The sequence below is a fragment of the Burkholderia sp. MSMB1588 genome (assembly GCF_001546925.1).
GTDB lineage: Bacteria > Pseudomonadota > Gammaproteobacteria > Burkholderiales > Burkholderiaceae > Burkholderia > Burkholderia humptydooensis.
The window spans coordinates 1315648-1330751 of record NZ_CM003770.1 but is presented as its reverse complement, the minus strand read 5'-3'; the positions used below and the strand labels follow the sequence as shown (position 1 = coordinate 1330751).

General features: G+C 71.0%; 1 protein-coding gene. It reads right to left on the bottom strand.

Translation table 11 applies throughout. The features are described 5' to 3' along the window. Positions 1 to 58: 58 nt before the first annotated feature. Positions 59 to 15010, bottom strand: a complete 14952-nt coding sequence (locus WS92_RS05440; RefSeq protein WP_059931878.1) for an SDR family NAD(P)-dependent oxidoreductase — start codon at positions 15008 to 15010, stop codon at positions 59 to 61. Positions 15011 to 15104: the final 94 nt, after the last annotated feature.

Sequence of the window (15104 nt, the reverse complement as noted above, 5' to 3'; positions counted from 1 at the left end):
GGGCCGCGACGCGTGTCGCACGCGCACCGGCCGGGCCACCTTGGCGTTTCGCCCCGCATCATTCGGCGACAGCTCCCATGCCGTCGTGGCCCCCGGACGCGCGCAGCGTGCTGCGTAACTGCGCGATCGACAGGTCGCCGCCCAGGAAGCGTTCGAGCAGGCCCGACGCCTCCCCCTGCGCACCACTCGCCGTATCGCGTCCCGCTTCGCTTGCCGGCGCCATGCGCGCCGCCGGCGCGTGCACGCCACGCCCCAGTTCGTCGAAGCGCGGCGCGAACGACGCGACGAGGCCGGCCACCGGCGCGTCCGGCGCGCGCAGCATCGCGTCGGCCAGCTCAACGATCCGCAGCGGCAGCTTCTGCATCGTCTCGTGCTCGAACAGCGCGCGGCGGTATGCGTGGAAGATGTAGAGACGCCCGTCGATCCGCAGGAACTGGAAGAACAGCGACGCAAGCGGCTGATCGAGGAAATGGATGCGGCGCTGTTCGAGCACCGCATCCATGTAGGTCGAGACGCCGTGCTCGCCGGCGATGCTTACCCTGGCCGTATCGATGTCGGCGCTGTCGAACACGACATCGCCGACCATCGCGCCGCAACCGGCCTCGCCGTCCACTCCGGCGATCCGCAGCAGATCGGCCGCCGGAATGCGCGCGTGCTGAAGCGCGGTCAGCAGGGTTCGGCGCACCGCGTGCAACGTATCGATCACGCTGCGGCCCGGATCGAGCTCGAACGGCACGAAGGCGACGTTCGAGAAATCGCCGAGGCACGCGGCCAATGCCGCGCTGTCGCGCTGGTTGTGGATCACCTGCAGCACCGGGCGATCGTTGCCGAAGAACTCGCGTAGCACGATGGCCAGCACGGCCGCGAACAGTTGCGGATACGAGATGCCATGCGCGCGCCCCAGTTCCGCGATCCGCTCGCCGAGCGCCGGCGGCACCGGCACGATCTGGTTCGCGGCGAGCTCGCGCGACGGCGAGGAGGAGGACATCACGTCCCGGCGGTACGGCAGCCGCATCTCGACGTCGACGCCCGCGAGCGCGTCGCGCCACCAGGCGCGGTGCGCATCCGCGCCGGCGCCGCGCGCGTCGTGCTGGCGCAGCGCATAGAGCCAGTACTGATCGGGCTGCCGCCAGTCGTCGTCGCGTGCGGCCGCCTCGCCGCCCAAAGCGCCGTAGAGCGCCATCAGTTGCGAGAACAGCAGGCCCGGCGTGAACGCATCGGCATGCGCATGATGCGCGACCAGGCCGAGATGGAATGCGCCGTCCGCCTCCGTGAGCCATATCCGGATCGCCGGGCCGCCGTGCTCCTCGAGCAGCGCATGGCTTCGGCTGCTCTGGATGAACTGATGGAAATCCTCGCGGCTGCGCGTCGAGATCGAATCGAACGAGACGCCGACGAGCTCCGATACGCACTGCGCATGGCCGTCGCCGACCGCCACGTAACGCGTGCGCAGCAGGTCCTGCTGCCGCGCGAGCAGGATCAGCGCATGCCGCAGGCGCTCGACATCGACCTCGGCCGCGTACAGGCGGAACACGTGGAACACGTTCCAGGCCGTGTTGCCCATTCGCTCGGTCAGATGCAGGTGGCGCGCCTGTTCCTGCGACAGCGGCGCCCAGAGCTGCCCAGGCGCAAGCGCGCCGAGGCCCGCGGCGAGCGCGTCCGGCTCGAACCGCCGCAGATGCGCGTCGATGCCGACCGAGCGCGCCGCCAGCAACACCGCCTGGTCGGTGTCGCGGAACACCGCGATGCCGGCGTCGAGCAGCTCGGCCAGCACGCGGTCGCGATCCTGCCGCGACGCCGGCGCCGCCGCCTGCTGCGCCAGCGCGACCGCGACGACCTCCTCCGCCGCCCGCAGCGCGGACAGGCGTTCGCCGAACCACGGATACTGCACCGCCGGCAGCGGCGGCGCGTCGGCCCGCGTCACGCCATCGCCCTGTGCGGCCGCGAAGGCGCCAAGCGCTTCGAGATGCGCGTGCAGCACCGCCGGGGTGCGCCGGTCCAGCAGTTCGACAAGCGGAACCTCGACGCCGGTCCGCTCGCGAATCGCCGACAGCAGGCGGAGGCTCATCAGCGAATCGAAACCCATCTCGCTCCAGTTCGCTTCAGCGCTCACTGCGTCCGCGGCCTCGCCGGTGATCGTCGCGACCTGGCGCAGCAGCCAGCGCTGCGTATCTTCGCCGGCCGGCTGCGCAGCCATATCCGGCCCGCTCGCCGGCGCCTCGCGCAGCCAGTGGCGCGTGCGCGCGAACGGATAGCCGGGCAGCGACAGGGGCACGCGATCGGCCGGCGCGAAGCCGCGGCGCGCGTCGAATGCGATGTCCTGCATGTACCAGTGCGCGGCGCGTTCGAGCGGCAGCGGCGCGCGCCCCGCGTCGAACGCCGCCGCCTCGCCGCGCAGCGCCGCGCGGATGTCGTCGTCGTTCGATGCCGCGCCGGCCGGGTTCGTCAGCACCTCGGAATCGCCCGCGTTCGCGACGAAGCGCGCCAGCAGTTGCTCCGCGTGGGCACGATCGCGAGCGATCAGCGCACAGCGATGACGGAAGTGATGGCGCCGCGACAGCAGGTTCGCCGACAGCCGCGCGGGCGACCACGATCTATCGTCCGTGGCTCGCACGTAGGCGAGCAGGTCCCGGCCGCGCTGCCGCAGCGCCTCGGGCGTCGGCGCCGAGAACGCCAGCAACGCCGGCCCTGCGGCCGGCGTCGGAACCGCGGCCGGCGGCGCCTCGGACACGACCAGATGCACGTTGATCCCCGTCGCGCTATACGAGCTGACGCCCGCGCGCCGCGCGGCGCCCGCGCGGCGCGGCCAGGGCCTCGCGTGCGCCGGAATCTCGAACGGTCCGCCGTCGGCGCCCGCGGCGGCTGTCGCGGCATCGACGTTCGCCGTCGGCGGCAGCGTGTCGCGATGCAGCGCCAGGATCACCTTCAGCAGGTGCGCGATGCCCGAGGCGGCGAACGAGTGGCCGACGTTGTTCTCGACGGTGCCGAGCGCGAGCGGAGGATGCCCGACGGCTCGCCCGCCGAACACGGTGCGAAGGCCCTGCAGTTCGACCTTGTCGCCGAGCGGCGAGCCGCTCGCATTGGCCTCGAAGAAATCGAGCGAAGCGGGATCGATGCCGAAGCGCCGGTAGACGGACGTCAAGAGCGCCGCCTGCGAGGCGGCGCTCGGCGCCGCGATGCCCTGGGTGCGGCCGTTGTGGGCGCTGCCCCATGCATCGAGCACGGCGTAGACGCGGTCGCCGTCGCGCACGGCGTCCTGCAGCGGCTTGAGCACCAACGCGCCGACCGCCTCGCCCGGCAGCATGCCGGTTGCGGCGGCACCGAGCGCGGCGCCGCGTTCCGTTTCGCTGAGCAAGCGGTAGTAGTGGCCTGTTTCGATCAGGTTGCGCGTCGAATACACCATCGCGCCGCCCGCGATCGCGATCTCGCACTGGCCGAGCCGCAGGCTGTCGCAGGCTTGTCCCACCGCCAGCAGCGACGACGCGCAACCGGCGTCGATTGCCATCACCGGCCCGTGCAGATTCAGGTGATAAGCGACCCGGCCCGGCAAGGTCGAAGCCGAAACCTGCGGCGCGACGCCGAGCACCGACTGCACGTGCAGATCATAGTCGCCGCCGCTGCCGGCAAACACGCCCCAGTTCGCGCCCGCGAGCCGGTCGGGCACGAGGCCCGCGTCCTCGACGGCGCGCCACGCTTCCTCCAGGAACATCCGTTCGGCCGGTTCCATCATCTGCGCCTCGTTCGGACTCAGATGGAAGAACGCGTGGTCGAACTCGTCGATGCGCTCGAACAGGCAGCCGTGATCCAGCGCGCCATCGCGGGGGGGAAAGCGCCCGGCCGGCACCGCGCCGATCAGGCTCTTTCCCTCGGCCAGCACTCGCCAGAACGCATCGACGTCGCCGGCGCCGGGAAAGCGCGCCGAGATGCCGATCACGGCCACGCGCAACGCGTCGGATGCGGCGCCAGCCAGCGCGTTCGATGCGTTCGATGCGTTCGGCACGTTCGCCGCATTCGAGTCGCCCGGGCCGGCCGTCGCCGCGCCGCCCGCCGCCACGGCGGCGGCGGCCGGCTGCGCAGCCGGCGGCCGCCGCATCGATGCGAGCACCGGCCCGATCACCTCCTCGTCGCCGAGGGTCCGGTTGCAGAGATCGAAGTGATCCTCGCCGCCGACCACCACGGTTCGCACTTGCGGCATCCTCTCGACCCACGCGTCGAGCAGCGGGATCATCGAGCCGTGCACTCGCTGGAGCCTGTGGAGGTAGTTCGGGTTGTAGACCTGATCGGAGGTCGCCCGCGCGGACGCCGTGCGGAACATCAGAATCTCGACTTCGTCCGGCCGCGCGAGCGGCTGCCAGCGGTATTCGCGCATGCAGCGCAGGTTGTTGCGATGCGTGTCCGACATCGAGCGCAGACGCGTGCTCAGGATCTGCGGCGCCTGACGCACGCCGCGCTCGACGATCAGCTCGACCAGCCGCGACTCGAGCCGCTCGGCGTCGCGGGCGCCGTCCTCGTCGAGGCCCAGCTCGGGCGCCGTGATCGTGAGGTCGTCCCATTTGACGAGCCCGTCCTGCTTGCGCTGACGGAACGCGGGATCGAGGTGCAGCATCGCGATCATCAGGAAGTTCGCGTTCGTCAGCCAATTCTGCAGTTCGTCGAGCGCGAAGATGTCCGAATCGCGTTCACACGTGATGAGCGGCGTTTCCAGCATGAATACCGAGCTCACCCGCCGGCCCGCGTTCTGCAGCACGCGCGCGACCTCGTAGGCGACCACGCCGCCCATCGAAGCGCCCATCACGTGATACGGCCCGGCCGGATCGACCGCCTGGATGATCTCGGCGTGGTGGCGCGCCATCTCATACGCGTCGGCGCAGGCCGGCTGCTTGGTCAGGAAGCCGCGCGCCTTGATGCCGACCATGCGGCAGCGCGTGCCGACGGCCGCGGCGAGCTTGCCGAACATCGCGACGTCGCCCGATGCCGGATGCAGGCAGAACAGCAGCGGGCCATCGCCTTCGGTCTGGAGCGGCACCATTTCCTCGTAGGTGCGGCCGTGGCGGCGCAGGTTGTCCAGCAGCGCGGCGTGATCGAGCGGCGGCGGCTGCCGCCCGGCCGCCGGGGCGGCGACCGCATCGGCGGGCATCTCGACCGTGACGGCCGCCGCCATGCCCGGCACCCCGACGCGCGAGCGCCGCTGCGCCGCGACGTGGCCGGCCAGCGCGGCGAGCGTCGGATGATCGAACAGCACCGTTTCCTCGAGTTCGAGGCCGAGCCGCGCGGAAAGCGCCGCGACGAAGCCGACCATCCGGATCGAATCGACGCCGAGCTCGAAGAAGGTCGCGCCGTCGTCGAACCGTTCCGAATCGGGATAGTCCAGGATCGCCCTGACGGCGGCCTTCAACTGCAGCAGGACCGCGCCGTCGTCATCGTGCGAAGCCGCCGCAATGCTCGCGCGATCCGCGCGCGCGGCTGGCGCGGCGGCAAGCGCGCGAGGCGTGGCGGGCGCGGCAACGCCGGTTCCGGGCGGCGCGGCGGATGCGGCTGCGCGACCGTCGGGCCTATTCGACGCCGCGCGCAGACGCGCGACGTGTACGCAAAATTGCGCGACGGTCGGGCAATCGAACAGCACCGTTTCTTCGAGCGGAAGCGCCAAGCGAGCGGCGATCTCGTTCACGAACGACACCATCCGGATCGAGTCGATGCCGAGCTCGAAGAACGTCGCGTCGTCGATCGCCTCGGTCGGTTCGACATGCAGCAGCGCGCGGATCGCGTCCTTCACCTCGGCCACCGTCTCGTCCGGCGCCGCGCAGCCGGGCGCGGACAGTGCGACGGGCGGCGGCGCGGCCGTGTCCGCCGGGGTCGAGGCGGCCTCGATGCCGGCGGCCGTGCGCTCGCCGGCGCGGCGCGCGCGCGGCGTCTCGCGCCAGAACTCGCGCGTATCGAACGGATAGGCGGGCAGCGCGAGCGGCGCGACGCGCATCGTCGCCCACGTATCGCCGTAGGCGGCCGGCCAGTCGACATCGCGCGCGGCCAGCCAGGCCTGCAGTGCCTCGTCGAGCCGGGCGCGCAACGGCGCCGCCGCGCTTGCCGGCGCTTGCGGCGCAGCGGTGCGGGCCGGGGCCGGCGGCTCGCCCGAGGCGAACTCGCGCAGCCAGCCCATCAGTTCGCGGCGGCTCTCGACGAGGCAGCCGGCGCGCACCGTCATCGCCTCGCGGCCCATGTGCAGCGTCCGGGCCACGTCCTCAATGCGCAGTTCGGGATAGGCGGCGAGGTGGTCGTGCAGCTCGGCGGCCATGCGCCGCAGCGCATCCCCGGACCGCGCGGACAGCGCGATCGCGACGACGGCGGCACGTGCGGCCGGCGGTGCGCCGATCACCGGCGCCCGCTCGACCACCATCGCGGCGTAGGTGCCGCCGGCGCCGGCGGCCGTGATCAGGCAGGCCGACGCATCGCCCTGCTCCGGCCACGGCTCATACGCCGTAACGAGCCGCAGCCCGCTGTCGGCCAGCAACGCATGGTCGAGCCGCGCCGGGTCGACCAGGGTCGGCGCGAGCGCGCGATGCCGCAACTGCGCGACGACCTTGCTCAGTTGCGCCATGCCGGCTGCCGCCTCCGGATGGCCGAGGTTCGGCTTGACCGAGCCGATCGCGCACGGCTGCGCGCGCGTGCGGAACACGTTCTTCAGCGCGCCCCATTCGATCGCGTCGCCCATGCTGGAACCGTTCGCGGCCGATTCGACGTAGGCGACGTCGTCGACACGCCGGCCGGCGCGCGCGATGACACGGCGAATCAACGCTTCCTGCTGCGCGAGGCTCGGCGCGGTATAGCCATGCGTGTGCCCGCTGTGGCTGAGGCCCGTCGCGGTGATGACCGCGTCGATCCGGTCGCCGTCGGCGAGCGCCGCGTCGAGCCGCTTCAGCACGACCGCGCCCACCGCCTCGCCGGGAATGAAGCCGTTGCCGCCAAGCGAAAAGCAGTTCACGTCCGCCTCGTTGCTCAACATGCCGAGGCGCTCCAGCACGAGATAGTCGTTCGGATGCAGGTGCAGGTTCACGCCGGCCGCGATCGCGAGTTCGGCTTCGCCTTGCCGCAGGTATTGGCAGGCGTGATGGATCGCCGTCAGCGACGACGTGCACATGGTGTCGAATGCGATGCTCGGCCCGCGCAGGTCGAGGAAGTACGAAACGCGGTTCGCCATGTTCGCGAACGAGGTCGAGGTGACGGCCTCGCGCGCGCCGACGCCGACATCCGCGTGCGCCGCCGCGCCCGACGAGAAATGATTGAAGCCGCTCTTGGTCGCGCCGACGCAGACGGCGACGTTGCGGCCATGCCGCGCCGCGATCCGCTCGCGCGTATAGCCGCTGCTTTCGAGCGCGGCCCAGCACGACATCAGCACCATCCGCTCCTGCGGATCGATCGCGTGGACATCGACGGGCGCGATCTGGAAGAACGCCGGATCGAACTGGGCGAAGTCGTCGAGGAACGCGCCCTTGCGGCCGCGCAGCGCCGGATGGAGATCGCGCCCGGCATCGGCGTGCGGGCCGTGCCAGCGGCGGACCGGCAGTTCGCCGATCTCGCTCGACGCATTCTTCAGGCTCCGCCAGAGCGCGTCGAAAGACGGCGCATTGGGATAGCGCCCGCCGATGCCGATGATCGCGATCGGCATGTCGCGCGCCGCGTCCCCCGGGGCGTGGACGGCCGCGGACGCCGGCTTCGGCGCCGGCGCCGCGTCATGCGCGGCGCGCGCTGGCGCGGCCGGTTGCGCCTCGCCGCACACGGGCACGAAGCGGTCGGCCGGAATTCCCTGGAGGCGGATCTGCTCGGCCAGGTACGCGGCGAGCGCCTCGAGCGTCGGGTATTCGTAGAACAACGTCCTCGGCAGTTGGTGAAAGTTGGCGGCCAACGCCTTGTTCAGCTTCGCGAGCAGGATCGAATCGAGGCCGAGGTCCGCGAGCGGGCGATGTTCGTCGATCGTCGCGGGGTCGAGCTTCGTCGCGTCCGCCAGCACGCGTTTGAGATACGGGTACAGCGCCGCCGGGCTGGGCGCGGCACCGGCGGTTGCGGTCGCCGGCGCGCCGGCGACCGCGTCCGGCTGGCGGCGTGCCGACGCCGCCAGCGTGCGCGCCACCGCCTCGCCGGCGCCCGTCCCGACGAACACCTGTTGCGCGGCGCCGGCGAGCGCCCGATCGAGCGCGCGCATCCCGGCCTCGCTCGCGATCGCGTCGAGGCCGTGATGCTCGCGCAGCAGCGCCGCGAGTTCGGCGTCGAGCGCCATCCCGCCGTCGCGCCAGAGCGGCCAGTTGATCGAAACGCTGTGCCCCGCCCGCTCGCCGGCACGCACGCGCGCGGCGCGGCGGTGCGCGAACGCGTCCATGAACGCGTTGGCCGCCGCGTAGTCGGCTTGGCCGGCATTGCCGAGCACGCCCGAGATCGACGAGAACAGCGCGAAGAACGCGAGCGGCTGGCCGCGCGTCGCGCGGTCGAGGTTCAGCGTGCCGGCCACCTTCGGCGCCAGCACGGCCCGGAAATCGTCTTCGGACTTGTGGATCAGATAGGTGTCGCGGACCATTCCCGCGCAATGCAGTACACCTCGGAGCGGCCCGTGCGTGGCGACGATCGTCGCGACGCAGTCCTCCAGCGCCGGCCCGTCGCAGACGTCGACGCTGCGATAGACGATCCGCATCCCGGCTTCGCGCAGCGCGGCGAGACGATGCCCGCGCGGCGAGCCGGCAAGCGCGGCCTCGTCGCGACGCGCCAGCAGGACGATCGTCGCGCCGCGATCGCGCGCGCCGAGCCATTCGGCGCATTGCAGCGCGAGCGCGCCCGAGCCGCCGGTGATCAGGTAGACGCCCGCGCCGCCTGTGGACGCGGCCGGCCGTGCCGGCGGCGCCAGCGGATGCCAGGCCCGCACGTGCCGCCCGGGGCGGTAGCGGACCGACACGTCGCAGCCTTCGCGCATCTCGTCGTTCAGTATCGCGAACCATGCCGCCGCATCCGGCGCATCGTCGAATTCGATCAATTGCGCCGACAACATGGGATTTTCCTGCATCGCCGATTTCAGCAAGGCCGCGAGGCCCGTCCAGACCTCGTCCCGCGCTCCGGCCGCCGTGACCTGCACGCGAAGCGGCTCGCGCAGGCCGCTGCGGAGCAGTTCGCGCAGCCAGGTCGACAGCGCGGCCGCGCAATCGGCATAAGCATCCTCCCGTGTCCCTGCGGACAACGCGAGGAAATGCATCGACGCGTCGCTCGCCCGGCTCGCTGCGCGCAACGCCTCGCGCGCAGCGGCGTCGAGCCCGCAGAACAGGACGTGGCGCGCGATGACGCTCGGCGCCGGCTCGCGCGCGGCGGGCAGGTCCGCACGGACCCAGACCGGAGCGAACAGCACGGCGTCGCCGGCGGGCATGGCGGCCGGCGCTGCGGCGAGGCCGGGCATGGCCTCGCCGGGTTCGAGCCAGTGCGGACGCCCGTCGAACGGGTAGGTCGGCAGGCTGATCCGCGCCGGCTTGCGCGCCGTGTGGAGCGCCTCCCAGGGAATGCTGAAACCGTGCAGCCACACCTGCGCGATCCGATGGTGTTCGTGCTCGCGCGCCCACTTGCGCAGCAATTCGCGCATGTCCGCCTGCCCGTCGAGGAAGTCGCCGAGCGCGTTGCGCGAGGCCGTGCTGCCGCACATCCAACGCGCATCGGCGGCGGCGCCGCCCTGAAACCGTTCGAGCGCATCGAGCAGCGTGTCGCGGTCGTCAACGAGGAACACGACGCGATGATCGAGATGCTGACGGCCGACCTGCAGCGTGTACGCGAGCGCGCCGAGATCGATCTCGGCCGCGGCGTCGTGCAACAAGCGCTCGCGCAAGCGGCCCGCGAGGCGCGGCAGCAACTCCGGCCGATGCGTGGACAGCGGCACGAGATGGCGGCCCGCGCAGCCCTGCGCGACGCTCGCGGGCCACGCCTGGAGCACCACATGCGCGTTCGATCCGCCCGCGCCGAAATTGCTGATGCAGGCGGCAACAGGCCCCTCGTCCCCCGTCTCGGACCAGTCGGCCAGCGTGCGCTGCACCGCGAAGCCGGCCGCGGCGAAATCGATCGCCGCGTTGTCCTCCGCGGAGGTCGGCGTCGGCACCCAGCGGCGGTGACGGAATTGCAGCAGCACCTTGCTCAGGCTCGCGAGGAACGCGTTCGACTCGCCGTGGCCGACGTTCGCCTTCACGGAGCCGATGCGCCGCTCACCCGTTGCGCCGAGCTCACGAAACGCCCGGCCGAGCGCGCTGACCTCGATCGGATCGCCAAGCGCCGTGCCGGTGCCGTGCGCTTCGACATAGGCGATCCGCGCCGCCGGCACGCGCGCAGCGCGCAGCGCGCCCGCGATCAGGCTCGCCTGCGCATTCGGATTCGGCACGGTGAAGCCGTTGGTCTTGCCGCCGCTGTTGACCGATGAGGCCTTCACGACGGCATGGATGTTGTCGCCGTCGGCGAGCGCGCGCGACAGCGGCTTGAGCAGCACCGCGCCGACGCCCTCGCCGAGCAACGTGCCGTCCGCGTCGCGCCCGAACGGCGTGCAACTGCCGCGGCCGGAAAGCATGCCGGTCTGCGTGTACTGGATCAGGCGGCTCGGATGCAGAATGAGGTTGACGCCGCCGACGATCGCGGCCTCGCAGTCGCCGTGGCGGATCGCCCGGCAGGCCAGGTGAAACGCCGTGCCGGACGACGCGCAGGCCGCATCGATCGACATGCTCGGCCCGCTGAGATCGAAGTGGTACGAGACGCGGTTCGCGATCTGATAGTAGTCGGTATGGCGATACTGTTCCGGTTGCCGCAGCGCATGCAGATTCGCATACATCGCGTAGTCGTTCGACAGCACGCCGACGAACACGCCGGTTGCGCGGTCAAGCGTGTGCCGCGTATAACCGGCATCCTCCAGCAGCCCCCAGACGACCTGCAGGAACAGGCGCTGCTGCGGGTCCATCAGCTCGGCTTCCTTCGGCGTGATGCCGAACAGATCCGCCTCGAAACGCTCGATGCCGTCGAGATAGCCGGCGCGGTCCACGTGGCCGTGCAACGTCGCCGCGACTCCGGGCAGCGCCCGATCGATCAACTGCCGCCGCGCGTCGGGCATCGGCGCAATACGGCTCTCGCCCGCCTGCAGCAATTGCCAGAACGCGTGCATGTCGCTCGCGCCCGGATAGACGCCGTGCAGTCCGATGATCGCGATCTCGTCGCGGGTTTCGTCCGCCTCATGCGCGTCTGGCGCGTCATGTGCATCGTGCCGCTCCGGATGCACCGCCTGGCGCGGCGGCGTCGCGGCCGGCGCCGGCGCGAGCCCGGACGCCGCCGCGCCGTACTCGGAGATCAGCGCGCGCACCACGTCGCGCAGCGTGCGATGCTCGAACAGGAAAGTCGGCGCGAGTCCCGGCACGAGCCGCTCGAGTTCGACGGTCAGGTTCACGATGTCGATCGATTCGAGACCGTATCGTTCGAGCTCCTCGGATTCGGACAGCGTGTCGGGGTCGATTGCCAGCACGCGCGCGTAACGCAGCTTGACTTCACGCAACAACGCCGCCTCACGCTCCGCCCCGCTCGCGATGCGCGTCGAGCCTGCGCTGCGCCGCGCCGCGACACCCGTTTCGGACGCGCGCGCAACGCCCGGCGCGACGTCGGACGTCGAGTCGCCCGACGGGCCAAGCGCGTCGAACGCAGCGTGCAATCGCTGCGCGATGCCCACGTAGTCGGCGCCCTGCGCGCGAGTGTCCGCACTCACGACGAAAGGCGGCGCCGCGGGCGCGTCGTCGGCGCCGGGCCGCGGCGAGTGTTCGAGATAAGCCTGCCGATCGAGCGTCTCGCGCAACGCCTCGCGCTCGAACACGTAACGGCTCGTCTCGCCGAGCGCCGCGGAGTCGACCAAGATCGCGGACGGCGCGAGCTTGTCGAGGAACTGCCGGAACGGCGTGTTTCTGCGAGTCGGCGCGAACGCGACATGTATCTGCGCGACGCCGTGCTGCTGCGCGACCGCGACGAGCCGCTGCATCACGCGATCCTCGACCGTGCGTCCGAGCACGCGGCAACTGAGCAGGAACGCATCGACGTAGAGGCAGGACGGTTCGATCCGGTACGCGACGAGCCCGGTCGTGCCATAGTCGCCGAACCGGTCGACGACGTCGATCGTGAGCAGTCGCCATGCGTCGTCGTGCATCATCGCGACGATCTCGGCCCGGTCGCGCCGGATCGTTGTGTTGTTGAACTGGTTCGTTCGCAGCGTCATCTGCGACGCGCGATCGACGCGCGCCGCCGTGACCGGCTCGATCGCGACATCGAGGTTCAACCCTTCGATGAAGGCGCGGAACGATTCGGCCGACTTGCGGAACCGTTCGCGCTCGGACTGTTCGCGATACATCCGCGTGCGCGCGCCGTCCTCGCGGGTGTGCGCCAACTGGTCGAACACCCAGAGCCGATCCGCCCATTCCGACGGACGGAGCCCGCCTTGCGTCGTGCATACCGTCAGCACCTCGGGCGCGCCGGCGCGGACCTCCGCGCATTCGAGCGGGTTGTCGTCGAAGAACACGAAGCTGCTCATGCCGAGATCGAGCTCCTCGGCGAGCGCGCGCAGGTTCTCGGACTTCGGCAGCCAGTTGATCTTCGCGGCGGCGATGTCCTCGCGCGTCAGCACCATGCCGGGATGCCGGTCGAACACGTCCCAGACGTCCTCCTCCCGGTTCTTGCTGCACAGACACAGGATGAAGCCACGCGCGAGCAGCGCCTTCATCGACTGCTGGAACGCGCGCAGTTCGTCGTCGATCACAAGCTGGCGAACGTCGGCCTCCTCGCCGCACACGCCGCGCCACAGCGTGTTGTCGCAATCGAGCACCACCACCTTCGCGGGCGGCTGCCGCTTGGCGTTCAGCATACGAACGGCGAGCGCCGCAAGGAAGCCGAAATAGCCCTGCACATAGGGAATGTGCGCGATGCGGTTGCGCGACGCATCGTCGATGCGCGTCGCGTCGATCCGGTGCGTCGCGTGGTAGTCGCACGCGAACACGGTGGCGAGGTTCGGCAGTTCGCCGGGCAGCGCGCGCAGCCGCGCATGCACCGCGTCGAGCAGTGCGGCGCCCTGCGCATCGGCCGGGTCGAGGCGCGGATCGGGGCAGACGATCAGCAATTGCCAGGCGCGGCTGCGTTGCGCGAAACCGCGCAGCGCGGCGACGAAATCGTCTGCGACCCGCCGCACGAAATCCGTCTCGTCCGACAGCCGCAGCCCGTCGTCATGCCAGCACGCCTCGCGTTCGTGCAGCCAGTCCGAGACGCGCAGGTACAGCAGATTGACCGCGCCCTCCGCGGTATTGAGCGCGCTATCCGGACTGAGCAGGTCCTGCATCATTCGGTTGTATCCGGTCTGCCGCACCGCATGCTCGCCCGGCAGGCAGGCGAGCCAGGCATCGAATTCGCCGAGCATGGCATCAAGCGTGAAGCTGGCGCTCACCATTAGCGTCGCCGTCGCGCGCGGCGCCGCGTCATCGGTGAAGCGCGCGAGCAGGCGGTGACGCTCGCCGCCCGCCGTCAACGTATTGACGATGCGCATCGCGACCTCATCCGGCGCCTGCGCGTTGAGAATCCGCGTCGGCGTGTTGCTCATCTCGGTCAACAGGTTCGACGGCCGCGCGATCAGCGTCCGGATCGACGGCTGCGCATCGGCGAGCCGCCGCATGCACGCCTCGGTCCGCCGTTTCAGTTCGACGTAGTGCGCATAACCGGCCGGCGCGGTATCGACCATCTCCGACGAAATCGCGACGCCGATGCCCTCGCTCGCCGCGAGCAGATCGGCGAACGCCTCGAGCGGCGCCTCGACGAGCCTCAGGTTGCGCGCAAGATAGTCGTCGCGGCGCGCCGCGGACGACGCTTCGTCCTCCATCCGCAGCGGCGGTTCGCAGGCGTTGCAGACGAGCACGTCCAGGCGAGCGTGCCGCGCGCGCAGCTCGGCGGCCACCGTGTCGAGCCAGGCGCGATCGCCGGCGTCGCCCCGCACCAGCGTAACCGCAAGGCCGTGTGCCTCGAGATCGCCGACGACGGCGCTCGCCTGCGCGGTGCTGCCGAGGTAGTTCAGATAGACGCGGCAGCCGAGCGCGGCGAGGCTGCGCACCAACGCCGCGCCGAGTCCTCGCGAGCCGCCCGTCACGAAGGCGACCTTGCCCGCTAGACGCGTCGCGCCCACGTCGGAGCGCGCCTCGAGATAGTGGGCGACAGGACGGTCGATGAGCGACTTGCGGACGAACGAACGCAGTTCGCCATGCGCGAGCGCCGCATGCGCATCGCGCACCTCCAGGCGCGTGTCGAGCAGCCCGAAGTCGCGATTGAACGACGCCACGGCATGCCGATAGGCCAGCGCGCCGGCGGCGGCGCGACGCCCGAACGTCAGGCGTAGCGCCGAAAACAGCGCTCGCCGGCCGGGCAGCTTCATGCCGGTCAGGAAGCTACACAGCGCGATCGTATCGAGCACGGCCGCACCGAACGCGCGCAGTGCACGCGGATAGCGCGCGCCGAGCCCCGTCGGCCGGTACTCGCCGATTCGCTCGATGCCGGCCGCCAACGCATCGTCGTCGTGGTCGTCGACTTCGGCGGCGTCAACAGCCTCAACGGCGTCAACAGTGTCAACGGCGTCGGCGAGCGCGTCGGCCGGCGCCCACGACACGGCGATCTGCATGAGCGCCACCGCGCCGTCGCACAAGGTGACGGTGTGGCTGTCTTCGTCGTGCGAATCGATCCGGCAGCCGTAGCGCCGTCCGACGAGCATCGGGCCGCGGAAGCTGGCCGACAGGCGCGTCACGCGTACCGGCCCGGCCGGCGCGATCCGCTCGAGCGCGGCCAGCGCCCCGATCGCGCCGTGCACGATGCAGGTGCCGAACGACGACCGCCGTCCGTAGTCCGGATCGACGTGCAGCGGATTGCGGTCGCGGCTGAGGCGAGCGAAGGTCTCGACATCCGCCGGCTCGAACAGCACGTCGAAAGGGACCGGAGCGGCATTTTCCATGGCGGAGTCTTTCACGTGAGATTGACAATCGTCGACGAACGGGCGGGGCAAGCGGCGTCGGCACGGCAGGCGACGCGCCCGCCGTCCAGGAAGA